This is a genomic window from Acidimicrobiia bacterium, from assembly GCA_041676705.1.
Classification (GTDB): domain Bacteria; phylum Actinomycetota; class Acidimicrobiia; order Acidimicrobiales; family SKKL01; genus Actinomarinicola.
On sequence record JBAYRL010000004.1, the window covers coordinates 134,860 to 157,293 of the forward strand.

Genomic DNA, 22,434 nt, shown 5'->3' on the forward strand with positions numbered 1-22,434 from the left:
GCAGGGTCAGCGGGCGGCGTGACCAGCACGGGGTCAGCGGGCGGCGTGACCAGGCATGGGGTCGGCGAGCGGCCTAGCCAGGCGCAGGGTCAGCGGGCGGCGTAGGTTAGAGCCTCAGCCAATGACGGATGCACCAACACACTCTCGGCGATGTCGGTCACCGTTAGGCGAGCATTCACGGCTAACGCGATCACCGAGATCAGCTCAGCAGCGTGTGCTCCGACGATCGATCCTCCCAACACCACACCAGTGGCCGGGTCAGAAATCAGCTTCACGAAACCTCGTGAATCGTCGTTGATTAGGGCCTTAGCACTAGACGAGAACGGTACCTTAATCACCTGAATCTTGCGTCCTTCGGCAAAGGCATCGGCCTCGGCCAAGCCGACATCAGCAATTTCTGGATCGGTGAAAATTGCCGAGGCGGCCTTGTTGTAGTCGATGTGTCGGTGTGGACGCTGGTGAAGCCCTAGCGCATGCTCGGCAATTTTGCGGCCCTGCATCGAGGCCACTGACGCCAGCGGCAACTTGCCCGATAAGTCGCCCGCCACGTAGATATGCGGTTGCGACGACTGCATATTGTGGTTCACGACCACATATCCGCCCTCGTCCACTTCTACGCCGGCCTCTTCTAGTCCGAGACCAGCGGAATTCGGTACGGAACCAATAGCCAATAAGGCGTGTGATCCGGTGGCCGACCGGCCGTCATCGCAAAATACGGTTACGGCCTCGCCGCTTTGCGAGACCTCGATTCGCTCAGCGCGGGCACCTTTCAACAGGCGCACTCCCCGTTCCAAAAAGTCGGTTTCGAGTACCGCCGCCACTTCGGGGTCTTTTTGAGGAAGTACCTGTTGGCGACTCACCACCAGCGAAACTTTGCTGCCGAAACTGGTGAACATATTGACGAACTCAACTCCGGTAACGCCCGAGCCGACCACTACCAAGTGTGAAGGGAACTCGGGCGGCGGATAGGCATCACGGGTGGTTAGCACTCTGCGCCCATCAATCGGCGCCCACGACGGAACCCTAGGGTTACTTCCGGTGGCGAGCACCACAATATCGGCCTCGAAACGTCGCTCGCCGTAGTCGGTTTCGGCTACCACAGTGTGGGCGTCGACCATGCGGCCAAACCCGTTCACAATTTGCACGCCCTGGCTGACCAAAAGTTCACGCAAGCTGGCGTGAAGCTGGCTTTCGATTCGGCTAACCCGGTCGGCCAGCGCCTGGTGATCGAGAGAAACCTGCGCCTCGCCGAGACCCATTTGATACGACTGTCGCATTGAACGCAGTGCCCCGCCCGAGGCGATCATGGCCTTCGAGGGGATGCAGTCCCAAAGATTGGCGGCACCGCCAACGATGTCCCGCTCAATCAGGATCACTTCGGCACCGAGCCGTGCGGCTAGCGTCGCGGCCTCGCTCCCACCTGGTCCGGCACCAATTATCACCATACGTTTGGCCATGTTGCGAGACTAACCCGCCATTGGCCACCTGGCACACGCTCCAACTATGCGACCCGCCTTAGTACCTGTTATTACAGGCGGGCGAAAGTTACCTCTGCTCAATGTCACCGAGGCGCGTTAGGGTGGTTTTGTGCAATTTGACCATCGATTCGACGCTCCTTCAATCCGTGATTTACAGCTGGCAGCAGCTGGCGTGAAATGGACGAAACATCCCGGTGCGTTAGGGGCTTTTGTAGCCGAGATGGATTTTGGCCCGGCGCCGGTGATCACCGAAGCCCTGCACAAAGCGGTTGATGCCGGTATTTTCGGTTATCTGCCTGCCCCTTGGGTTGAGCGGATGAAAGTCGCTACCGCAGACTGGTCGAAGCGCCGCTATGGCTGGGAAATTGATCCCGATTTCGTACACCAGATGCCCGATGTGATTTCGGTGATGATGGTCGCCATCGAATATTTCTCAGCGCCACAAAGCGCGGTTGTAGTGCCCACGCCTGCCTACATGCCCTTTTTATCGGTGCCGCCGCAGCTAGGGCGTGAGGTCATCCAAGTACCGATGATTCAAGATGGCCAGACCTACCGTTTCGACCTGGATGGGCTTGCACAAGCCTTCGCAAAAGGTGGCGGTCTACTCATTTTGTGTAACCCTTCGAACCCGTTGGGCGTTAGTTTCAACGAGGAAGAACTTCGAGGCGTTTCCGAGGTGGTAGAAGCCGCTGGGGCCCGGGTTTTCGCCGATGAAATCCATGCGCCCATGATCTACGGCGGTCGTCGCCATGTCCCCTACGCCTCAATCAGCGATATTGCCGCCAATCATTCCATCACCGGGGTTTCGGCTTCTAAGGGTTGGAACTTGCCGGGTCTGAAATGCGCCCAAGCCATTGTCACGAACCACGCTGATCAGGCCAAGTGGGAGACGTTGCCGACCAAAGCCACGCGGGGAACGGCAAATCTGGGTGTTGTTGCTCACACCGTAGCCTATGAGGAAGGCGAGCCGTGGCTTGACGAGGTTCTGGCGTACCTCCAAAGTGCTTGCCAGTATTTTGTCGACGAACTGGCCATTCATGCCCCAGCTGCGAAGATGCGAGTGCCTGATGCCACCTATATCGGCTGGATTGACCTACGTGACTGCGGTTTAGGCGACGCGCCAGCGGCCGCATTAGCCGAAAAAGTCAATCTATATCTGAACGAGGGCACTGATTTGGGTGACGGCCTAGAAGGTTTTGTTCGCATTGCTATGGCCACCCCGCGCCCGGTCTTGGGGGAAATCGCCCGCCGGATTGGTATGGCGACTAGAAACGAAAGCCTTTAAGACCCCAGCATTTAGCCAAAAAGTTCACGAGTGTCATAGGGCACGCATAGCATGTGATACATGAGCGACCAACCAGGCCTCGACGATTGGAAAGCCCTAGCTGCCAAAGAGCTGAAGGGGCGCGACCCAGACGACCTTATTTGGGATACGCCCGAGGGTATCCCCGTGAAGCCGCTGTACACGGCGGCCGACCTTGAAGATATCGACACCCTCAACTCGTTGCCAGGCTTTAAACCCTTCGTGCGCGGTGTACGCGGCACTATGTACGCCAACCGGGCATGGACAATTCGTCAGTACGCAGGTTTTTCAACCGCCGAAGAATCGAATGCTTTTTATCGCCGTAACCTGGCCGCTGGCCAACAGGGCGTGTCGGTAGCTTTCGATCTGGCCACCCACCGTGGTTACGATTCTGATCATCCCCGTGTGGTGGGCGACGTCGGTAAAGCTGGTGTGGCTATCGACTCGGTGGAAGACATGAAGGTGCTCTTCGATGGCATCCCGCTCGACAAGATGAGCGTGTCGATGACCATGAACGGCGCGGTGCTACCGGTGCTCGCAGCGTTTATCGTGGCTGGTGAAGAGCAAGGTGTCGACAAGTCGCTCTTGGCGGGCACCATCCAAAACGACATTCTCAAAGAGTTCATGGTGCGGAACACCTATATCTATCCGCCCGAACCTTCTATGCGCATTGTGGCCGATATCATCGCCTACACCTCGGCCAACATGCCCAAGTTCAACTCCATTTCGATCTCCGGTTACCACATGCAAGAAGCCGGGGCCACCGCCGAACAAGAGCTGGCTTTCACCATCGCTGACGGTTTGGAATACGTGCGTGCCGCGATGAGCCAAGGCCTCGATGTCGACGCTTTTGCTCCACGCCTAAGTTTCTTTTTCGCCATTGGCATGAACTTCTTTATGGAAATCGCCAAGTTGCGAGCAGCACGTTTGTTGTGGGCACGAGTAATGGGCCAGTTCAACCCGCAAAACCAAACTTCGCTTATGTTGCGTACGCATTGCCAAACCTCGGGGGTGTCGCTCACCGAGCAAGACCCGTACAACAACGTGGTTCGCACCGCCGTTGAGGCTATGGCCGCGGTCTTAGGTGGAACACAAAGCTTGCATACCAACGCTTTCGATGAAGCGCTCGGCCTGCCCACCGATTTCTCGGCCCGAATCGCCCGCAATACGCAACTAATTATTGCTGAAGAAACCGGTATTCCGAAGGTGGTTGACCCACTCGGCGGCTCGTATTACATCGAAGCCTTGACCAACGATCTGGCCGAAAAAGCTTGGGCGCTCATTGAAGAGGTTGAAGAGCTGGGCGGGATGACCAAGGCCGTCGAGTCGGGTATGCCAAAACTTCGCATCGAAGAGTCGGCGGCGAAGCGCCAGGCCCGGGTTGACCGGGGCGAAGAGGTTGTGGTCGGTGTGAACAAGTATCAACCGGCAGATGTTGAAACCGTGGAAGTGCTCGACATCGACAACACCGAAGTTCGGCGGCAACAAATCTCCAAGCTTGAAGCCATGAAAGCCGCCCGTGACGAAGCAGCGTGCCAGGCGGCCTTAGAACGTTTGACCGAGGGTGCTAAAGGCAACGCCAACCTCCTAGAACTTTGTGTAGAAGCAGCCCGAGCTAGGGCCACGGTGGGCGAAATTTCCGACGCTATGGAAGCCGTCTTCGGACGACACCGGGCCGAAGTGCGTAGTATTTCTGGTGTGTACGGTTCTGCATATCAAGGCGACGACGATTTCGCGGCTATTCAGGCCGAAATCAACACCTTCGCCGAGGCTGAAGGTCGCCGCCCACGCATGCTGGTGGTGAAGATGGGTCAAGATGGCCACGACCGTGGTGCCAAGGTTATCGCCACGGCTTTCGCCGACATCGGTTTCGATGTCGATATGGGTCCGCTCTTCCAAACACCCGCCGAAGCCGCCCGTGACGCCATCGAGAACGACGTGCACATAGTCGGTGTTTCTAGCCAAGCCGCTGGTCACAAAACCTTGGTACCGCAGCTGATTGAAGAACTAAAAGCGCAGGGTGCCAGCGATATTTTGGTGGTTTGCGGAGGTGTAATACCCCCACAAGATTACGAGGCCTTGCGTAGCGCTGGCGTGGCCGCCATTTTCGGGCCCGGTACCAATATTCCAGTTGCCGCCCGTGAAGTACTGCGATTGTTAACCTCAACTCCTCCAGCTGCCTAAGGCCCAGGTTCAAACGCTGGTGTGAGCGATTTAGCAGATGATATAAGAGCCGGTAACCGTAGGGGTTTGGCCAGGGGCATTACCCTGGCCGAATCAACCCGTGCCGATCACCGTGAAGCGGCGGTGGCGCTGGTGGAAGAGCTGTTGCCAGCAACGGGTAACAGCATTCGGATTGGGATTAGCGGCCCGCCGGGGGTTGGCAAATCGACCTTCATTGAAGCTTTTGGCCTGGAAATTATTCGCCAAGGTCACCGGCCGGCAATTTTGGCGATCGACCCTTCCAGCCAACGTAGTGGCGGTTCTATTTTGGGTGACAAGACCCGTATGGAAGAGCTAAGCCGCGCCCCGGAAGCTTTTATTCGTCCATCACCTTCAGGCGGAACTCTTGGTGGTTTGGCCCGACGCACTCGAGAAGCTTTGCTGTTGTGTGAGGCGGCCGGTTTCGATGTCATCATCGTGGAAACGGTGGGGGTTGGACAGTCGGAAACCGCAGTGGCCGAGCTGGTCGATCTATTTTTGTTGCTGGTGCCCCCTGGCGGTGGCGATGACCTACAGGGTATTAAGCGCGGCATTATGGAACTGGCCGACTTGGTGGTTGTGAACAAAGCCGACGGTGACATGGCGAAAGTGGCCCGTCGCACCGCTAGTGATTATGGCCATGCGTTGCATCTGATGCGGCCCCGTTGGGATGGCGATACCGCCAAAGTGTTGTTGGCTTCAGCGCTAGAAGGAGTGGGTATTGCTGAGGTTTGGGAAGCCATCGTCGAAATGGCCACCTCGGCACACGCAAGCGGATACCGTGATCGTCATCGGGCCGATCAGGCTCGGGCGTGGATGTGGAGCGAAATCCGCGAAGAGCTAATGAGCCGGTTGCTTTCTACCGAAGCTATACAAGAAGCGATTGCCAAGGTGGAGGAACAAGTGGTAGCTGGTGAAATAACCCCCGCTTCAGGGGCTGATGCCATTCTGCGTCAGACCAAATTTAATACCAATCACCCCATTGGCAACTCACCCAATCCTTACCGGGGTCATGAGTCTGACGGATCCGCAGGCAGCCCACCCAACCCACCCAATCCACCCACGGGCCATTAAGACGCAGGAACATGTCGACCGAACTAAATCGCTCCTCTCAATCTAAGCGCTCTCACTCGTCACGTTTCTGGCTCGGCACCGTTGCCATCACAGCCATGGTTTTGGTCGGTTCACTAGCATCACCCGCCTCGGCCGCTGCGTTACACCGCCAGATGAGCCCAGGCCCGATCGACGCTGCGAACCCGCTGGGTGGCAGCGATACTCCAGATCGCGCAGACGTCCTCAGCGGCGTTGACGATCCAAGTGGCATCGATACTCCAAGTGGCACCGACCAGGCGCCCAACGAACAGGGCAGCTTCATTGTTCCCTACATGCTGGGCGGAGTTCCAGCGACACCAGGTGCGTACCCGGCCACGGTGGCATTGGTGGCCAACGACGGCTCGGAGATGAGACAGTTTTGCGCTGGTACGCTGATTGCCCGCGATGTGGTAATCACCGCAGCACACTGTGGCGAACAGAACGGATACGACGAGGACATTGAGGGCCTAATGGTGCTCATTGGCCGCACCAACCTAAGCCAGAGCGGCGGCGAATTGATCCCCGTTCGCACTATGCGGATCCACCCCGACTGGTCAGGTTCACCGTTGCTCCACAACGACCTGGCTCTTCTATACCTAGAGCGTCCAACCAACCTCGTGGCACCCGTTCCGCTGGCCATTACTGCTTCGGAACCGAATTGGTCTACCAATCCAACCGCCGTACTTCAAGGGTGGGGCTACACCTCGGGGCCCAACACGCCCGCCTCGATTCTGCAGCAGCTAACGGTCAACGTCTTGAGCGATGCCAACTGTCTGGCCCAAATAGGGTCGTCGTACCAACCAGGTTTTGACCTGTGCGCCGGCGAGGTAGGAACCGGTATTTGTAACGGTGATAGCGGCGGACCGATGTACGCCACCGACCGCAATGGCAACACCATTCTGGCCGGTATTATCAGCCGGGGTCACCGCCAGTGCGGCACAACTGCCGGTGTTATGACCCGGGTTGCCGCCCATTCAAATTGGATTGTTGACAACACTTTGTCAAGCAGCAACATCACCCGAATCTCGGGAGCAACCCGGTGGGAAACAGCCGCCGCCATTGCCAGAGAAACGGCCAACCTTATCGCCACACAATCCGGCGGCTCGGCGCTGACTGTCTACCTAGCCACGGGCAGTAACTTCCCCGATGCTCTGGCAGCCTCAGCCACGGCTGGTGCCAGTAACGGAGTGGTGCTACTTACCGAACCCAATGCTCTACCCTCCGCCACCAAAGCCGCTCTAACGCAGTTGAACGTGACGAACCTCATCGTGGTAGGCGGTGAAATGGCGATCGACAACACCACCATGGCCGCCGCGTCAAGCGCTGCTGGGGTGAACGCCACTCGTGTTTTCGGGCCTGACCGTTATGCCACCGCCGCTGCGTTGTCGGAACAAGCTTTTCCAGCTGGTGCCACGACCGTTTATGTAGCACTGGGCACCAATTTCCCCGACGCTGTGGCGGCAGGCTCACCGGCCGGATCATCGAAAGCCCCGGTCTTACTTGCAGAAGCAAACAAGTTGCCCGCCGCTACCCGAGCCGAGCTGGAACGACTAGCTCCAAACAACATTGTGGTGTTGGGCGGCGCTAAAGCTATCAGCCCTGAAGTGGCCACTGAGTTGGCCACCATGGCATCGGTGCAGCGAATTTCAGGTGAGACAAGACACGAGACGGCCGTCGCCCTCTCGGCCGCCAATTTCTTACCTGGGGTGAACACGGTTTATGTGGCCACCAGCCAAGACTTCCCCGACGCCTTGGCCTTTGGCCCACTCGGTACCATCACCAATAGCCCGGTTTTGTTGGTGGAACCTAACAGCACTCCGGCCTCGGTTTTGGCGGAAATCAAACGGTTGAAGCCAAACCAGATTGTGGCCATTGGAGGTACCAAAGCGGTTTCCGACCTGGTGCTTCTTCAGTTACGAAACGCTCTGTAGCCGTAGCCGCACAACGGTTGAGAGCCCAGGAACGCTCTGTACCCACACAACACCTCCCGCACCGTATCCGGGCATTTCCTCTTGGCGATAGTTATTCGTCCAAAGCCTCGGCGGTGGCACGGGTTAGGTCGTTGATTCGCTCCACGATTGGTCGCAGCTGCCAATTGGTCAACTTGCTCACACCTCGCTTCACGAACCCCACCCCGGGCCGCGTTGATCGTGGCGGTGGTAGCTCTAGGGGTTGGAAACGGGCCAAAGCGTTCTTAGCGTTTCGAACGCTGCGGCTCTGGCGAATGCGCGTCGTGCCTTCAATTTCGTCTTCAAAGCCAACAATTTCGTGACCTCGGCGCTGTGTTGCCTGACCTACTACCGCCGCCATCACACCTTCACGATCAACCTGGTCACCCTGCAGTTCGGTCCATTCACTGGCCAGAAGCTCAGCCGCCGGAGCACGTGTTACGGCGTCGATTGCGGTGCCCAAAATGCGGTGCTGCATGGCCGTGGCCAGCTCAGCGTCGGAGTCTACAAAGATGGTTCCAGATGGGGCTTGGGCCTCAAGTCCACCAACGCGGGTTGCAATCACTTGGCGATCATAGAGCGCTGATCGCTCAAGCACACTAGATGACCAAATGTGGCGATACGGCAGCACAACCGTGTCAGCTGCCACTAACCACAGATCGAAAAGCTCGTCGCTCACATAACTTTCCCTCAGGTGGGCACCGGGGGTGGTTTCCACCAGATGGCGCAGGTCTTCCACATATTGCAGGTGATGCGGTTCTTCAACCCGTACCGAACCCACCACATACATCGAAGCCGCCGAAGCTTCACCAAGTTTGGCAAAAGCTTTCACCGCCCGATCGAAACCTTTGTGCTCCTGTACGAAACCAATCGACAAAAACACATGCCCGGTCTCGGGAAGTCCTAAGCGGTGCCGGGCTTCGCTTTGGCCCACATAAACCCGCCGTAAAAAGCTTGATCCATGGTCTAACAGTTCAATTCGTTCCAGTGGCAACCCCAAAGCGGCCGCCATTCGGGCCCGCTCGGCAGCGGTGTGCACCATGATGTGATCAACGTTGCGCCAAAAGTATTTGGTTAGCCAACCCTCGGCACTTTTGCGCGCCGCAGCTTCGTAATTAACTTCGTGCGCCACAATTTCTAGGTTGTGAATCGAGCGAGCCAACACCCCTAAGGCCGCCGTAGTTCGCAGTCGTTCCGCGGCGTTAAAGCCGAGGTCATAGAAAACATCGGGGTGAAACTGGATTATTACCTTGTCGTACTTGCGGGCCCGTTTAAGTAGCGCCAGTGGCCCTTTCGGACTGTATAGGTTGAGGTGGAAATGCGCCGCCGATGGCTGCGGCGAGAGCACATGCACTTCGTGGCCTTCAGCCCGTAACGCTTTCACCTGCTGTAAGGCATAAGAAGCAATACCATCACGAATTGGCGGGTAAGGCGTGACCATCAAAATTTTCATTGGGCACCGCCTTGGTTCGAAGTGGTTAGCGGCAACCATTCCTCAAGCGTGGCTTCAATGTGGTCAAGCACGGCTTCGGGGTTGTAGTGGCGTGCCACATAGTCAGCGCCACTGGCTGCAAGTTGCCGTGCTTGGTCGGGTTGGCTGTCCACGAACCGTAATGCCCGTTCCAACTCGTGGATATCTCGATAGACCAACCCGGCACCGCTTCGTTCGGTGTGCCACTTCACCACCTCGGAACGAGCGTTGGCTATGACCAGGGTACCCACCTGCCAGGCCTCCATAATGCTGCGCGAGAAGCTTTCATATGGTGATGGTTGCAGATAGGCGTCGGCACCGGCGAACACATAAGGGTGGTCATCAGCTGAAACAAACCCCAGGTCAACCACCCTATCGGTCAACGCTTCGGGCACTTCCACAGCACCAGTTCCCATGGTTACCAGCTTCATGTCGAGTGGTAATTCGGTGTGGATCCGCGCGAAAGCATTTAGCAACCAGGGCCACTGTTTCCCGCCTTCTCGACGCCCGGCGTACAGCACGTAACGCTCTTTAATTCCCAGGCGTTCCCGAACCTCGGCCAGCTGCAGCGGATCAAGTTCACCCACCGGGGCAATGCCAGCACCCACCACGGCTTGTTGGACGGGCAGATTAAACAGCCGGGTCGCCAGTTCGGCTTCGGGTTCGGAAAGGAACCATATTCCCCGTGCCCCTTCAAACAACGGTTGAAAAAGTTCGAGAGCTGCTTCGGGTTCGTCGTGTAAGCAAGGCATTAAAATGGTGCGTTCAGGTGCCAGTTGACCACAGGCAAAGGTGGTCCAAAACAGGTAGGGAGCGAACACTAAGGCTCGATATTCCGAAGCGTGGTCGAGCAGATAATGAAACATTTCTGAAGAGCGCAGATCGTCGTTCATCCAACGCTGCTGAGCGGTGATATCAACCGGGTCGCCACGGTGAATCGCAGCGCCCAGCTCGGCACGCTCAGCTCGGGGTGTGGTGATTTCAGCGGGGAAGCGGCGGATTGTTACGGCCCCATCTTGGCTCACCCCCGCCGGATATTCGTTGGCCCAGGTGAAATGGTCTTTGGCACAGGTGGTGATGATCTCTACCTGCCAGCCTCGAGCTGCCAAGCCATGGGCGATTTCGGCCATTACCGCCTCAGCACCGCCAATTACTTCGTCGCCGTATCGCGGGGGCACCAGCCCAATCGTTCCCGAACGTAGCATTCAACTAATCGTAGTCGCCGGGTTCTCTCCGCTAGATTCGTGGCTAATGAATATCTGTGTTTGCGGCGTTCAAGTGCCCTTTATGTCGGGTGGCGTAGAGCTACATTACGAAAATTTGGCCAATGCCCTGCGTGAAGCGGGCCACACCGTAGACATTGCTCGCCTGCCCTCGACTTGGGATAAAACCCGAATTTTCGATGCTGCTATGGCTTGGCGTTTGGTGCCCATGGATGCCGACATGGTGATTGCGCTCAACTTTCCTTCCTACTTCGTACGCCACCCCAACAAGGTGGTGTGGTTGGCGCACCAACACCGGGCCGCCTATGACGGTGCCGGTTCGGCTTGGAGCGATTTTGGCGATGATGAAGCTTCTCTTGAGGCTCAGCGGCTGTTAACCGAATGGGACATTGTGGCTCTTAGCGAAGCCAAGCGCCGTTACTCCACCTCGGGCGTGGTGGCCAACCGTTTAGCACGCTTCAATGGGCTCTCGGCGACTCCGCTTTATCATCCTGAACCTTTGGCCGATCGTTTGGTAGAAGGTTCCTTCGGCCACTATTTGTTTTGTCCGACCCGCCTTGAAACTAACAAACGGCCCGAGCTGATGGTGGAAGCGCTTCCGCACCTAGATAGTGGCTTATCGGTTCGCATTGCGGGCAAAGGTTCACTTCATGATCAATTAGCAGCTCGTGCTAGTGATTTGGGGGAATCTGACCGGTTGGGGTTGCTGGGTTTTGTTAGTGATGAACAGCTGATTGAGGAATACGCCGGGGCGCTCGGCGTTATTTACACGCCACACGATGAAGATTACGGCTACGTAACGCTGCAAGCTTTTCGTGCTGGTAAGCCGGTGATTACTGCGGTCGACTCGGGCGGAGTGTTGGAGTGGGTGGAAGACGGCGTGAACGGTTTCGTGACCGACGGATCTCCCCACGCTATTGCCGAAGCCGCTAATCGTTTGGCAGCTGACCCCGAGATGGCCTACCGCATGGGCCAAGCCGGCAAAGCCAAGGTAGCCACACTGTCATGGTCGAACGTGGTAGCGGCCCTAGTCGGCGAGCAATAAGGCCAAGCTGGCAATGAGTTTTCACGCCATAACCTCGGCCCAGCACAAACCGGCCATTGGCCTGTGCATGGATGCCGCTTCGAGCACCAAATTGGCCCCGCTGGTGCAGGCTTTGGCCGAATTTGCAACTCCGGTTGCACCCGAGGCCAACCAGGTAGTGCAGGGACGTTTAGTGTCGTCGGTTCATGCCCCAACCGCGCATCTGGTGCTTGATCACCCCGAGGTGCCAGCGGCGGTTGTCATCCACCACCAAGATGACTTGGAACATGAAATCGCCCAGGCAGCAAGGCTGCTAATAACACTCGCTGCTACCGGACGTCCAAGCGCCAACTGGCCAGAAAATAAGATGCCAGAAGATGCGAAGCCCGAAGATGAGCGGCCAGAAAGTGGGCTGGCGCACACCCATACCGCAGCCGTGCAACCGGCGGTGAAGGTATTGTGGTTGAGCCCTAACCCGTTGCCAGAACCACTTCCCTTACCGGTGTCGGTACCGCAGCGCGAAGCATTGCGGAAACGCTTTGGTTTACCTGAAACATTGGTGATTTCGGTGGGTCGGCCGGGCGCACCGAATTGGGGTGGAGCCGAGCTTGAAACAGCGCTGCGGGTAGCCAGTGTGGTGGTGGCCTCGGGTGATGTTGTGGCACGGGCTATGGCATTAGCAGCACCGGTTGTAACCGACGCTTCGACTGCCAATGCGCTGGGTGCGACCCACAATAAGCATGTTTTGGTAGCTGAAGCCCATGAGATGAACACCGTGGCCGAAGTACTTGCCAACCAAACTAAACGCACTGGTCAGACCAGGCCCGCTAGCCAAGGCCAGCCCCGCAACCAAACAGCGCTTTTGGGTACGACCGCACGTCAACTGATCAAGGCCAGCCAACCCCGCTCCGTGGCCAAAGCCATGGTGGAACACTTTGGATTAATGGTGGCTTCTATGTGGCCAAGCGCTGTGAACGCTCGTTTCTCGGCTCGCCTGGGTGAATTGGGCACGCCGCCTGGTCACCCCATTGAATCGCAGTTTGAAGCTCGAATGCGGGGGCTGCACATGCAAATCCAGGCAGGAGGCCTGTAATGAGCGACCCGAATCTCACCCCAGAACGTGGACAGGCTCTGCGTCAACTACTCGATCAAAGCGCAAGCCCTTCGGCCGGGGATAGGGCTGTCAAGGCCCAAGGTGCCGGTGAGACTGACGCACCCGACCAGGCGGCCAATGATGCCCAAACACCGGCCACGGCCAGCGCCGATACGTCTATGGCCTCCACAGCTAGCGCCCCAGGGCGTGAGTCGGTGCGCCAGTTACTGTCGCGTGATTCTGTCGTAGGGCTGAACGCTTCAGCGCGACGCCGCTTGTCACCTTACAAACGGAAAACTCTGCGGCTATGGCAGCGTTTTAATCCCCGCAACGTGATGGCAAGGCTTTGGCGGCGTGACGACGAGCTTGATCGCCGCTTTGCCACCATGGAATTGTTGCGCTCCGAAGTACTGTCGATGGGATTACGGGTCGATGCCTTGGGCGCTGCTGGCCTCGACCACAAAATCACCGAACTAGCCACCAACTTAGAGCTGATCAAGGGCGAAGTGCGCGGTGTTTCTGAACGCATTGAACAGCTGGGTTTCGCTATTGCCCCGGGGGCGGGTTTAGTGGGGGCCAGCCCCAGAATGGCCGAGCTGCGCGAAAGGGTTAATGCCATTGACCGCAGGGTCCGCCAATTAGCCCAAACCAACGCCAAACTCTTAACGGCCACCGCTGACATTCGAGAAACTGCACACAATTCCAACCCAGATGACGCCATTAATAGCCGTCTCGATGGCGAACAGACCAGTAGTGGTTCAGGTTTTGATTACGTGGGTTTTGAACAGCGTTTTCGGGGCGATCCGGCCGTTATTTTGGAAATTGTCCGCCAGCGTTACCTCGAATTGTTGAGGCCACATCAACCGGTACTCGATGTGGGCTGCGGACGCGGTGAGCTACTGCAAATGTTAGCCGATGAAGGCATCGCCGCAGTTGGTGTTGATCTCGATTCGGGCATGGCCGCCGAAGCCAAAGGCCGGGGTCTCGACGCCCATCATGGTGATGCCATCGAATACTTACGCCGCCAAGACCAAGCCAGCCTGGGGGCCATTATTTCAACCCATGTGGTTGAGCATCTTGAGCTCAACGACCTGGTCGAGTTCCTAGAGTTGTCGGTGTCACGGTTACGACCAGGCGGTCTCTTTATTGCGGAAACACCTAATCCGGCCACGCTGTTGGTGCTTGGCAACTCGTACATCATGGACCCAACCCATGTTTGGCCGCTTCACCCGTCGCTCTTCACGTTCTTGTGTGAACGCGCCGGGTTCCGCTCGGTGGAATTACTGTATGGGGCACCGGCCACCGACTATCAACTCGATCTAGTGCCGACCGAAGGCGAAACCGCCGGGGTGGCCGAAGCCATCAATCCGGCTTTGGAACGGTTGAATCAGGTGCTCTTTGGCCCCCAGGAGTACGCCGTGATTGCTCGTACTCCTGAATAGACTTGTGCTTTTGAATAGCCGAGTGCTTCTGAATAGGCCGGTGCTCCTGAGAAGGACCGCCCGAAAGTTGACTAGAGCCCGGCGAAAATGCTGGCGATTAGCTGCAGTTTCCGGTATAGGAACGGTATTCAGCCGAGTTCGAGAAGTTCAGCATCACCGACCCGCGACCCTGGGCTTTGGTGTCTAACAAGTTACGCCAATAAGCAGGACCAGAACCCGATTCAGCCGCTCGACCAAACACGTTTCGATACAGCATGTCTACGTATTGTGCGTTGGTGAGGTTGCCGTAGTTGCCGACGAACTCGGCTGAGCCAGCAAAGTAACCTGCGATGGAGCTGAGGCTCTGTCCACCGGCTTTGGCGGCCACCCAATGGTTCCACCCGTTGGTTTCCGGCAAGCGTAGGAAGAAGGCGGTGTACAAACGCTGAATGTCGCCTTGACCTGGGGCTATACAACCGGCGCTCCACAGCTCTTTTAGGCTTTCACGCACCGGAGGCGTGACCGGCGGTCCGGTGGGATTTGAATATGCTGACACGGTAAACCAGTCGGAAAAGAGATTGAAGTCGCGGCGGAATTCATTACCGGTGCGATTCACGACCCCGTTGGCAAAGGTCAGCCGCACATTCAGTACTCGGCCACCGTCTTCGCCAAGACCGTTTCGCTGCGTGATTTCCACGCTTTGAAGCTCACCACGGCCATATTTTGCTTCGAGAGCGGCTTTGGTGACTTTGGTCGTCCAGGTATGGCGAGGGCTGACCACATCACCCAAGTCGGGCACCGGCGGGAAACCAGCTGACGAGGAAAATACTGTATGTCCACCCGTTGATGAGGAATACATGGCGTAAACCGGCGACGAGCCGCGCACTAAAATTTCACCCGCCGTTTCGGCAATAGCCCGGTCGGTGTTGGCGTATTCCATGGAAGAATCACTGCCGTTTTGGCGGAAGTAACGGCCCGAGTACACCTGGCAAGCGTCGGTATCGCAGGTGCGAGCATAGGCGTAACGATTTTCAGCGACCGCATAGGTTCTGGCCGCCACCGCTTGTGATTTCAAGGCGTTGATACCACCAGCGACGTTACCCCAGCTAGCAGGCGATTCTCGGGGCACGACACCGCGCAAGTAGCTCTCGAGGGGTAACGCATTTACGGTGCGTTGAATCCCTTGGGGGTCGGCAACGGCACGTATTTCACCCCGATACCAGCGCATGGTTGAGGTTCCTGAACACACCGCCAAGGACTGTGCGTTGGTGCCGTTTGGAATTGACGGGTTGACCTTAATTGTCGAGGTCTTAATTTCCACGCCGTCGCGTTGAGTCCAAGGTCCGGCACAGGTTGGAGCATCCCAAACCGCAAAGGTATCGGGGGCGATGCGACGGAACCGAATAGCTTGGCCTGCCCCAGCATCAATCGGGTCCCCGGCCAAAGTGGTGATCACCATTTGGCCCTCTTGCAGGTAAAGCGAGGTGTACGAATTGTCGTGCGCCACTAGTCGCACGGTCATTTCGGAATTGGCACGGTTGCCGATGGTGGTACCGCCGTAGAAATGGCCCAAAATTTGGCGGTAATCCCAGCTGTAGCGGGTGGCGTAGCCGTAGGCACCGTATTGGCCCATACCAATGCCGTGACCCCAACCGCGGCCTTTCACATCTAGTTCGGTTGTAGCACCAGACATGGGCACAATTTCGTTGGTAGCAATAGCAGTAGCTGGTGTTTCATCAGCAGTTGGGGTGTTTGTTTGTGCCTCTGCAGCCACAGCTGGTAACACCAACGCCGCTATCATCGCCAAGGCGATCAGCGCTATCAGAATAATTCGGCCCAAGGAAGCCAACTTGGGTTTGGCTGTCATGCCACCGCTCCTCTGTCTGTAGGACTTACGGCAAAGGTTCTTGCGATACCAAGGCCGGTAAAGGTTGATAGGTGCGTTACTTGAGGTGCACCACCGAATGAATAAATTTCTCCGTCACGCGCCAACACCCAACCGCCGTTGCCGCTGGCGTCGGCCACCACATGGCGAAAACGATCAACGCCTGGGGTGTAGGCCGGCATGTTTACCCGGGGCGCTCCTCCAAAAGGATGCAACCCGCCGTAGGCGTCAAGTACCCAGCCCGAGGTGCCATTGGGTCGTAGCGCGATTGAACGTGCGATGCGCCAGCCAGGCCAGTAGCCACTAACCCCAGTGGCTTTAGGGGCATCGCCCCAAGCATGAGGCGCACCGAAAGCGTCTAGCACGTAGCCGCCAGTGCCACTTGAGTTTGAAACCGCGGCAATGGCAACATCCCATGGGCCGGGCCAAGTTGATGAAACTTTGGTGGCTGGCGCACCACCAAAATGGTGAAGTTCACCGCTTCGATCTAGCACATAGCCGCTGCCCGGTCGCGGCCCGGTGGTTATGCCCCGAGCTAAATCTTGTCCCGAGAAATATTTGGAAACATTGACCCGAGGCGCACCGCCAAAGGGGTGAACACCTCCGTAAGCGTCGGCCACATAACCGGTGCCATCGGCGTTTAACATCATGCCCCGCACGATTTTCCAGCCTTTCCAATAGGGGCTAGGTGATCGCATGGCGGGGCTGGTGCCAGCGGGGTGTAATCCGCCAAAAACATCGAGGGTCATCATGGCCGGACCAGTTTTTTGTCCGACCCAGCGCGACTTGGCAGGCGCATTAAAGCCCACTGTTTCCGCTGCTTGGCGACGCAAGGTGGGTAACAGGGGTACGGCATAGGAACCAGGGCAGGAGGTTTGACCCACGTCACGATGCATGGCCACCGTGCTTAAATTTACGGCTTGCCCTTCAGGAATTGAGGTTGAACCGCGGCTAACAACATTGATCTTGGCTTGCGGGTCGATGCCATATTCCCCACAAAGCCAAATAATAAGTTCTCGCAACGCGTTTTGTTGGGCCACGCTAACCGAGCTAGCGGCAGGTGAAGCTCCGGCGTGATATTGGCCTAAAAGGGCAATGCCGGTGCTGTTGGTGTTGAAACCAGCGGAATGCCCGCCCACCACCGGGCCAGCACCACTTCCGGTGCGGCCTTCGTAAACGTTGCCGTATTTGTCGATAAAGAAGTTGTAGGCAACATCACACCATTTTTGGGTGTTCACATGGAAGTGGTAAACGCCCTGGATGAGTTTCTTGCCCTCGGCCACAGTGTAAGAGTTGGTGGAAACGGTGTGATGCACCACGATGAAACGCAGCCGATCGGCCAACACCGGTTGAGCGGTGCAAGTAGGGTTGCCGGGTTCCCACGCTCCTCCACCCCAGGCGGAGCGGGGCTGAATATTGGGTGACCCAATAGCACCGGCGGCGGCCATTCCAAACAGCCCACCGTTGTTAGGTTCTTCGGCACGCAAGGTATCAAGTTCGAGACCAGTCAGTTGGCCCTCTTCAATTCGAACTTCAATCTCGTCGGTGCCTTCACCAACCCAAATAGGGCCGATTCCGTGCCCGCCAAAGGCCGCTCGTCCGTCGAGATCGGGGCCTTCATCGTCGTGGGTGTCAGCCATAACCCATTCGCTCCAGCCCCCAGAGGCCTTGTGTGAGCGAATCGCCAAGCGGGCTGCCGAGGCGCCTTCCCATTGGAAGGTAACCATTTGGCCGGGGATGGGCAGCGCAACCCGGGTACTCCAGCCGGGCCCTACCGTGGGCGAATTGCCACCAGCAAAACCGACCACGGGGTCTATTAATGCCAACCGGGCTGATTCGAGACCGGGGATTTGCGAGCCTCGGGGTGCCAGAGGCAAGCCTGAGACCAACACCCAAGCTAAAGCGCTACCGCCAGAGGCAAGAAAAGCGCGGCGGCTAAGACCTGGTTTCTCATCAGAGACGGGTGGATTTTTGGCCACAGGAAACGTCCTTGGTTGCAATTCCATGAGTTGAGCCGTGCCGAAACACGGCTGGCACTCCCACCCGGGCAATATTATGCCCCAGGTTGTTACATATATCGACCGCGCGGCGCGCCAAATTATGAAATTAGCGGTGTCAACCAGAATTTTTCGCGGTCTTTAGACATAGGGATGGCACTGTCTTACACCCCTTGAACTCGTGTGTTTCGATAATTATGATGTTTCTCTTCATGGGAAACAAACGATTAACAGAAACGGACTGCGTACAGACAGCACTTAACAATGTTGCAGCTCTGCTTCCTTCAACGTGGCACTTAGAAACATCGGCAAGCGCATCCGATACTAAACATCAACCACATATGACAGCTTCAATTATCGGCCCTATGGGCGACAGAGCCGATTTTGCTGTTACTTATCGACCAGTTGGAACACCGGTTAGAACGCTGCTTGCAATACTGCGGGATCGTTCAGCAGGTCGGCGGTTACCCCAGCTATTTATATCTGAATACATCGGCCCCACATTGCGTTCGGCCCTTACAGACGCAGCAATCAGCTTTACAGATACCACGGGATGGGTATCGCTAGTCTCAGAATCGCCACTCATCCTTTTGAGTACCGAGGGAGCAATACGCGCACCGGCCTCACGCAGGTCGGAGACCGTCGAGCGCTTGAACGGAGTTGCAGCCAACCGAATTATTAACACCCTTTGCACCAGAAACACACCATTTGGGGTTCGTGAACTCGCGGGCTGGGCACGGGTATCTCCCGGTTCCGTCTCGAAACTGCTACCTACATTGGCAGCCGAAGGTATTATCGACCGCGGCCACCGGGGTCGGGTGGTTCGGGTAAATCGTAAAGCTTTAATTGAACGTTGGGTTCAGGACTACTCGTTCACAAAAACAAATCGTTCCGTTACTTTTTGTCTAGCCCCACGAGGCCTTGCAAGGCTCCAAGACCAAATTGCCAACTTCGACATACCGGTTACCGCCACTGGCTCAGCCGCCGCACGCCAGTTGTTACCGGGCCATGTAACGCCCGTTCTTCCCATGCGGCTGCTAGCTCTTTATGCTGAATCACCTGTAGAGACCGCGACAACGCTAAACTTAATTTTAACTGACGCTGCTACAGCGAACGTCGTGATTGCCTCCCCTCAAGACAGCAACATTTTAGACGAGGAGAATGCTCCGGTGGCGTCAATCCTGGTCGACCTTCTCACGTTACCTGGCCGTGGTGACGCAGAGGCAGACCAGTTGATAAAGGTGCTCGCCGAACATGATCCCGCCTGGGGAACCCGACAATGACCGCACCCGAATATATCACTGCACGTCGCGTACTGTTAGACGCTCTATCAGCGCTTCAAGGCCACATCAACCACCTAATTCTGGTTGGTGCCCAAGCCGTATACCATCACACCGGCGAAACTGAACTAAATGTGGCCCTCTCGACTACGGACGCTGATGTCGCCATAGATACCGAAAAGCTTCCACAAAGCCCCGAAATTTCGCAACTCCTTCGAGATGTCGGATTTCTACCGGGAGCAAACCCTGGCAGTTGGTTAAGTGCAGATGCTGTTGCTGTGGATTTGATGGTTGCACCTCATCAATCCGGAACCACCAAAATAGGAGCTCGAGCTGCACGAATACCACCTCACCACATATCAACAGCTCGAATCACTCGAGGGCTAGAACCTGCGCTTATCGATAACCAACTAGTTGTGATACGGGCATTAGATGGTCCCGATAACAGAAGCTTTAAGATGCGGGTAGCTGGTCCAGCCGCATTGATAACCGCGAAAGTCATCAAGATAAGTGAGCGTCGAGAGCAAGCCCGGCGAAATCTAGACCGGCTAAGAGAAAAGGATTCACTTGACTTGTTTCGGTTATTACAAGCAATCGAGACACCGCAACTAGTCGCTGGATTCAACTCTCACTTAGCCGATCCGTATGCCCGCAAAATATCTACCGACGCCTTAAATATCCTATGGGAACTAGCGAGTTCGGTTGATGGCCCTATCATCCAATACGCAAGTGCGGCCGCAAATCACAATCATGTGGTAGCTCCCTCATTCGTCGTGCTAGTTAAACAGCTCCAATACGAACTTTCGGGACATATAACCCGTAACCCAGATCTCTAGCAGTACTTAGCAAAGTAAGCCAGCCACCAAAATCCTCCAGCGTGAGTTTCACCCCCAAGAAAGCCGAGGTTAGGCAGGCTTGTGCGAAGCGGTGAGATTGAAGTCGACAATGCCTTGAGTTTCGCTTTGGCTAGCGACCGAAAAGTGGTCAAGTTGGTCTCGATGGTCGTACTCCACCAACGAACCAACCGAGTGGATTCCGATACTCACGGCGAACACCCCGTCGAGCAGCGGCACGTAACCGAAGTTGAATGAAACTTCACCACTACCGGCAAGGGTGCCCAGGTCGAGGCCCAGTATTTCCGTATTCACTCCCAGCAGTCGGTTGCCTTCACGATCGTGAATTTCCATGGCAAAGACCGGTTCCTCCACCGCTTCGGTCGTTTCATAGCCAACCCGAATGGTTAGGGGTTCACCTGGTTTCAACCAGTCACGGCCTGGGTCTGGCTTGTCCATTTTCACATGACTAATGCGTATGTCATGGGTGAGTTCGCGGAAGTTGGCCGCCGCTAGCTCAATGCCTCGTGCCGCCAAGGTTTCGCGATACGTGCGAACAGCACTTGAGGTGTCGCCAATCGTGATCATCTGGCCTTGGTCTAGCACCGCGGCACGGTCGCAGATCTGTCGCACCAGATCGGCGGCGTGGGAAACCAACATGATGGAACGACCTTCACGCTGGAACAATTTTATGCGATCAAGACACTTGCGTTGAAAGGCTTCGTCACCCACCGAAAGCACTTCGTCAACCAACAAAATGTCGGGGTCAACGTTTACGGCCACCGCGAAACCCAGCCGGGCGTACATACCCGATGAATAGTGCTTGACCTGGTTATCGATGAAGGGTGCTAGTTCGCTGAACTCCACAATGTCATCGAAAACATTGTCGATTTCCCGGGTGGAGAGCCCCAATATCGAGCCGTTCAGATACACATTTTCTCGTCCGGTTAAATCGGGATGGAAACCTGCCCCCAGCTCTAGCAACGCCACTACCCTGCCTCGGGTTCGAATTGTTCCCGAGGTTGGTCGCAAGGTTCCCGTAATGCATTTCAACAGCGTCGATTTCCCAGAACCATTGTGGCCAACAAGGCCCAGCGTTTCGCCTTCTTCCAAATGAAGTGAAATGTCGGTTAGGGCGTGGAACTCTTCATAGGGGGTGCGGCCGAGGCCAATTACACGCTCTTTTAGCGAAGTGGGTTTAGCTGCGTAGAGCTTGAAACTTTTAGAAACGTTTTCAACTTCGATTACCCGTTTACCAGCCATTTCAGATCTCCTCGGCGAAGTCGTCTTCGAGGCGACCAAAGATCCACAGCGCCACAATCAACAGCACCACCGAGGCCACCGAAACAAACGTGAGGTTGCGGATGTACCAGCCCACACTGGCGTTAGGGGCCAAAATTTGCGAGCACTGTTCGACGGGCAAGTCGCCACATTCTGGTGGGTTGTAAATGATGCGTTGAAAGGTGGTGATGATCGGAATCATGGGGTTCAAAAGCAGTAAGAAGGCCTTGTTTCCCAGCCGTGCCGCCACCAATTGGTAGTTGTAAACCACCGCCGAAAGCCAGAACCAAGCCAAGGTCACCAGTTCCAAGAGGTGTTGGGTGTCACGCAGATAAACATTGATGGCTGAAAATGCAATGCCTAACGAGGTGGTGAGCAACAAGAGCGCCAAGAGCGCGAACGGTGCCGCTACCAGGGCCGACCAGTCGGGTTCGTGCCACATGATCAACAAGGCGCCCACTAGCACCGAAAGCTGCAACACAAAATGCACAAGCGCTGAACCAATGGCTGCTAGTGGCAGAATCTCGCGGGGGAACCACACTTTTTGTACCAGGGCGGCATTGCCCACGATCGACGCTGCCCCACCATTAAGCCCACCAGTAAAAAAGTTCCAGGCCAATAGCCCTGACAACAAGAAAATCCCGAAATCTGGAATGTTTACCCGCAGAATTTCTGCAAAAACCAGCGAGAAAATTACTAGATACAAAATAGGGTTAAGCAACGACCACAAAAAGCCTAGGAATGAGTCTTTGTAACGAACCTTCAAGTCTTTGCGGGTCAGGTTTACGAGCAGTTCTCGGTACTCCCATACCAAGGCCGCCCGCTGGAAGGGGTTTGGACGACGAGAGATTTCGGTGAGTTCATCACTAGAGCTGCTTGCCACGCTGGTACAGGTTAGACGC

At 56.4% G+C, this 22,434-nt stretch carries 16 protein-coding genes; 9 read left to right on the plus strand and 7 right to left on the minus strand.

Annotation, left to right across the window (positions count from 1 at the left end):
* Window positions 1–89 precede the first annotated feature (89 nt).
* Window positions 90–1,457: an FAD-dependent oxidoreductase gene (locus WC184_08305; protein ID MFA7477882.1), complete on the minus strand. Its 1,368-nt coding sequence runs from the start codon at window positions 1,455–1,457 to the stop codon at window positions 90–92.
* A gap of 130 nt (window positions 1,458–1,587) precedes the next feature.
* Here WC184_08305 and WC184_08310 point away from each other — a divergent pair, with 130 nt between their 5' ends.
* The 4 genes from WC184_08310 to WC184_08325 are packed head-to-tail and all read left to right on the plus strand — an operon-like array spanning window position 1,588 to window position 8,006.
* Entirely contained in the window at window positions 1,588–2,763 is a 1,176-nt protein-coding gene (locus WC184_08310) for an aminotransferase class I/II-fold pyridoxal phosphate-dependent enzyme (protein MFA7477883.1), read from the plus strand.
* Between the two features lie 60 nt (window positions 2,764–2,823).
* The gene (gene scpA, locus WC184_08315) at window positions 2,824–4,965 is read left to right on the plus strand and encodes a methylmalonyl-CoA mutase (GenBank protein MFA7477884.1); all 2,142 of its coding nucleotides are present in this window, start codon (window positions 2,824–2,826) and stop codon (window positions 4,963–4,965) included.
* Window positions 4,966–4,986: 21 nt separating this feature from the next.
* On the plus strand, window positions 4,987–6,057 hold the full coding sequence (gene meaB, locus WC184_08320; GenBank protein MFA7477885.1) for a methylmalonyl Co-A mutase-associated GTPase MeaB: 1,071 nt from the start codon (window positions 4,987–4,989) through the stop codon (window positions 6,055–6,057).
* An 11-nt stretch (window positions 6,058–6,068) separates the two neighbouring features.
* The gene (locus WC184_08325) at window positions 6,069–8,006 is read left to right on the plus strand and encodes a cell wall-binding repeat-containing protein (protein ID MFA7477886.1); all 1,938 of its coding nucleotides are present in this window, start codon (window positions 6,069–6,071) and stop codon (window positions 8,004–8,006) included.
* Window positions 8,007–8,097: 91 nt separating this feature from the next.
* Here WC184_08325 and WC184_08330 read toward each other — a convergent pair whose 3' ends face one another.
* The gene (locus WC184_08330; GenBank protein ID MFA7477887.1) at window positions 8,098–9,477 is read right to left on the minus strand and encodes a glycosyltransferase family 4 protein; all 1,380 of its coding nucleotides are present in this window, start codon (window positions 9,475–9,477) and stop codon (window positions 8,098–8,100) included.
* A complete protein-coding gene (locus tag WC184_08335) occupies window positions 9,474–10,700 on the minus strand; it encodes a glycosyltransferase family 4 protein (GenBank protein MFA7477888.1) in 1,227 nt (408 codons plus the stop codon). Before WC184_08335 ends, WC184_08330 begins: the two co-directional genes overlap by 4 nt.
* A 46-nt stretch (window positions 10,701–10,746) precedes the next feature.
* Here WC184_08335 and WC184_08340 point away from each other — a divergent pair, with 46 nt between their 5' ends.
* Genes WC184_08340 through WC184_08350 form a run of 3 tightly spaced genes read left to right on the plus strand, consistent with a single transcriptional unit; the run spans window position 10,747 to window position 14,277 of the window.
* A complete protein-coding gene (locus WC184_08340) occupies window positions 10,747–11,763 on the plus strand; it encodes a glycosyltransferase family 4 protein (GenBank protein MFA7477889.1) in 1,017 nt (338 codons plus the stop codon).
* A gap of 13 nt (window positions 11,764–11,776) precedes the next feature.
* Entirely contained in the window at window positions 11,777–12,835 is a 1,059-nt protein-coding gene (locus WC184_08345; protein ID MFA7477890.1) for a hypothetical protein, read from the plus strand.
* A complete protein-coding gene (locus WC184_08350) occupies window positions 12,835–14,277 on the plus strand; it encodes a class I SAM-dependent methyltransferase (GenBank protein MFA7477891.1) in 1,443 nt (480 codons plus the stop codon). The genes WC184_08345 and WC184_08350 overlap by 1 nt, the downstream gene beginning before the upstream one ends.
* A 97-nt stretch (window positions 14,278–14,374) precedes the next feature.
* Here WC184_08350 and WC184_08355 read toward each other — a convergent pair whose 3' ends face one another.
* Window positions 14,375–16,123, minus strand: a complete 1,749-nt coding sequence (locus tag WC184_08355) for a SpoIID/LytB domain-containing protein (protein MFA7477892.1) — start codon at window positions 16,121–16,123, stop codon at window positions 14,375–14,377.
* Window positions 16,120–18,120, minus strand: a complete 2,001-nt coding sequence (locus WC184_08360; GenBank protein MFA7477893.1) for an N-acetylmuramoyl-L-alanine amidase — start codon at window positions 18,118–18,120, stop codon at window positions 16,120–16,122. The genes WC184_08355 and WC184_08360 overlap by 4 nt, the downstream gene beginning before the upstream one ends.
* A gap of 359 nt (window positions 18,121–18,479) precedes the next feature.
* Here WC184_08360 and WC184_08365 point away from each other — a divergent pair, with 359 nt between their 5' ends.
* Window positions 18,480–19,421, plus strand: a complete 942-nt coding sequence (locus tag WC184_08365) for a hypothetical protein (GenBank protein ID MFA7477894.1) — start codon at window positions 18,480–18,482, stop codon at window positions 19,419–19,421.
* Window positions 19,418–20,254 (plus strand): hypothetical protein, encoded by an 837-nt coding sequence (locus WC184_08370; protein ID MFA7477895.1) that lies wholly within the window; start codon window positions 19,418–19,420, stop codon window positions 20,252–20,254. The genes WC184_08365 and WC184_08370 overlap by 4 nt, the downstream gene beginning before the upstream one ends.
* 69 nt (window positions 20,255–20,323) lie before the next feature.
* On the opposite strand, the gene WC184_08375 is transcribed toward WC184_08370, so the two are convergent.
* Together WC184_08375 and WC184_08380 are read right to left on the minus strand one after the other, a co-directional pair.
* Window positions 20,324–21,514 carry an ABC transporter ATP-binding protein gene (locus tag WC184_08375; GenBank protein ID MFA7477896.1) on the minus strand — a complete coding sequence of 397 codons (1,191 nt, stop codon included), beginning with the start codon at window positions 21,512–21,514 and terminating at the stop codon, window positions 20,324–20,326.
* Between the two features lies 1 nt (window position 21,515).
* Window positions 21,516–22,415 (minus strand): ABC transporter permease, encoded by a 900-nt coding sequence (locus tag WC184_08380; GenBank protein ID MFA7477897.1) that lies wholly within the window; start codon window positions 22,413–22,415, stop codon window positions 21,516–21,518.
* Between the last annotated feature and the right edge of the window lie 19 nt (window positions 22,416–22,434).

What these genes read in the sequence shown, in the direction of transcription:
- WC184_08305 (MFA7477882.1), bottom strand. Translation starts at nt 1,457, where the DNA reads ATGGCCAAACGTATGGTGATAATTGGTGCCGGACCAGGTGGGAGCGAG.
- scpA (MFA7477884.1), top strand. Translation starts at nt 2,824, where the DNA reads ATGAGCGACCAACCAGGCCTCGACGATTGGAAAGCCCTAGCTGCCAAA.
- WC184_08325 (MFA7477886.1), top strand. Translation starts at nt 6,069, where the DNA reads ATGTCGACCGAACTAAATCGCTCCTCTCAATCTAAGCGCTCTCACTCG.
- WC184_08330 (MFA7477887.1), bottom strand. Translation starts at nt 9,477, where the DNA reads ATGAAAATTTTGATGGTCACGCCTTACCCGCCAATTCGTGATGGTATT.
- WC184_08335 (MFA7477888.1), bottom strand. Translation starts at nt 10,700, where the DNA reads ATGCTACGTTCGGGAACGATTGGGCTGGTGCCCCCGCGATACGGCGAC.
- WC184_08340 (MFA7477889.1), top strand. Translation starts at nt 10,747, where the DNA reads ATGAATATCTGTGTTTGCGGCGTTCAAGTGCCCTTTATGTCGGGTGGC.
- WC184_08345 (MFA7477890.1), top strand. Translation starts at nt 11,777, where the DNA reads ATGAGTTTTCACGCCATAACCTCGGCCCAGCACAAACCGGCCATTGGC.
- WC184_08350 (MFA7477891.1), top strand. Translation starts at nt 12,835, where the DNA reads ATGAGCGACCCGAATCTCACCCCAGAACGTGGACAGGCTCTGCGTCAA.
- WC184_08355 (MFA7477892.1), bottom strand. Translation starts at nt 16,123, where the DNA reads ATGACAGCCAAACCCAAGTTGGCTTCCTTGGGCCGAATTATTCTGATA.
- WC184_08365 (MFA7477894.1), top strand. Translation starts at nt 18,480, where the DNA reads ATGACAGCTTCAATTATCGGCCCTATGGGCGACAGAGCCGATTTTGCT.
- WC184_08370 (MFA7477895.1), top strand. Translation starts at nt 19,418, where the DNA reads ATGACCGCACCCGAATATATCACTGCACGTCGCGTACTGTTAGACGCT.
- WC184_08375 (MFA7477896.1), bottom strand. Translation starts at nt 21,514, where the DNA reads ATGGCTGGTAAACGGGTAATCGAAGTTGAAAACGTTTCTAAAAGTTTC.